Raw genomic sequence first — 1,288 nt, 5'->3', positions numbered from 1 at the left:
ACCGGATTAAACAGGACGTGCTCTAGTTGTGAGCTTTCGGAAGGTTGTCCATTCGGGCCTGACCGAGGAGACTGGAGGCCCAAGCACAGCCCCAGCGCCACCGAGCAGCCGATCGTCGAGCCGATCGTGGCGCTGCGGCGCCGGCGCTTCACCGGCCAGCACATCGCGCATGAGGTTGGCGTTTCGCCGGCGACGGTGAGCCGGGTGCTTGCGCGCGCGGGCCTTTCGCGATTGACGGACTTGGAGCCAGCCGAGCCGGTGATGCGCTATGAGCGCGAGCAGCCAGGCGAAATGATCCACATTGACATCAAGAAGCTCGGCCGCTTCGAGCGCGTCGGCCACCGCATCACAGGTGATCGCAAAGGCCAGTCCAACAGCCGCGGCGCCGGCTGGGAATTCATCCACGTCGCCATCGACGACGCCTCGCGCATCGCCTTCTCGCAGATACTGCCGGATGAAAGGAAGCAGAGTGCCGTCGCCTTCCTCGAGGCGGCGCTCTGCTATTATGCCGCTCTCGGCATCGCCGTCAGCCGCGTCATGACCGCAACGGCTCCTGCTACAGGTCCAGGGTCTTTGCCAAGGCCTGCCGCAAGCACGGCCTCAAGCACGTCAGGACCAAACCCTATACCCCGAAAACCAACGGCAAGGCCGAGCGCTTCATCCAGACCGCGCTCCGCGAGTGGGCCTATGCCATCGCCTATTCAACCTCAGATCACCGCGCGGCCCAACTGCCCGTTTGGCTGCACCGCTACAATTGGCATAGACCGCACGGCAGCCTAAAATCCAAAACACCAATCAGTCGCCTCAGTCTGACAATGGAAAACCTTGAGGCTCCACATCTAGTGCGCGCGTCGCTACTGCCGAAACCGGTGTCCAGCAATATATCGCAGAGGTGGAACTCGCCGGCGGCCATAACACTACCCTCCCTCACTTGTCCGCACCGCCATGCGGCCGCCGATCGAAGCCTGGCGAAGGCCCTTCTTTGCGCCGCGGCGGGCCATGTCGAACAGCAGCGTGTTGAGGATGCAACACCCGAAGCGCCGATCGAATCCCGGCGAGGTCAAGTTGCTTGCCTTCTTACGGAAGGGCGGTGATGGCGCGTGATGAAAACTACCGCGCTAGGCCGTCAATGGCTTGAGGGTAACCGACGGTCGCGCGAAATGACGTCCAGTTTGGGCAGGAGAGAACGGCATCAGTGATGCAGATCCCAGGCAGGACATTGTGTGCGAGATCATCAACCGCGCCACCTGCAGCGACGTCAATGAGTTCGATGTTTTCCGGTCTTATG

At 61.9% G+C, this 1,288-nt stretch carries 1 pseudogene; it reads left to right on the top strand.

Going from position 1 to position 1,288, the window contains the following annotated elements:
* A pseudogene (locus AC0L2Z_RS35250) lies at positions 1 to 839 on the top strand (IS481 family transposase); the annotation flags it as partial.
* Positions 840 to 1,288: the final 449 nt, after the last annotated feature.

This window comes from Mesorhizobium sp. WSM4850 (genome assembly GCF_055811735.1).
The sequence above is the reverse complement of the archived record's forward strand: the minus strand, read 5'-3'. Positions and strand labels throughout refer to the sequence as shown.